This is a genomic window from Streptomyces sp. DH12 (assembly GCF_020873895.1).
In the GTDB taxonomy this organism is placed as follows: Bacteria; Actinomycetota; Actinomycetes; order Streptomycetales; family Streptomycetaceae; genus Streptomyces.
The window spans coordinates 1-417 of record NZ_JAHWGT010001393.1; the positions used below are offsets into that span (position 1 = coordinate 1).

Sequence of the window (417 nt, forward strand, 5' to 3'; positions counted from 1 at the left end):
GCTATAAATAATTGTCCTAAAATATAATCACTTGCAAATTTAAAAGATTGTTCTTCAGTATATTTCTGTTTTTTCATTTCTTCATATACAGCTCTATGCATAGTTATTATACTTGGAATTGTCTTAGCAAATTCTTTTATTGCTTCTTCATTTTCCCTATCATTGATTATTTCATTTACTAAATTTAATATATTATTTTTCTTTTTCATAATTTAGCTTTCTCCTTCTTAACTACCTAAATTATTAGTATTGCGTAGGACTAGCCTACTTCATTTAATTTATTTTCCTTACATAGTTCTGGTAAATTTGATTCTACTAATGCTTTCGCAAATGGTGGTGGAACTGCATTCCCACACCTAGCAACTTGTTTAGTCTTTGGATATGATTTCCCGGTGTAATCTTTATCTATAATATATC

The 417-nt window shown here is 27.8% G+C and carries 1 protein-coding gene; it reads right to left on the reverse strand.

Annotated features, from left to right (window positions below; genetic code table 11):
• Window positions 1-209 (reverse strand): hypothetical protein (locus LPA54_RS40240; RefSeq protein WP_228985376.1); only part of this gene is annotated, 209 nt, incomplete at its 3' end.
• Between the last annotated feature and the right edge of the window lie 208 nt (window positions 210-417).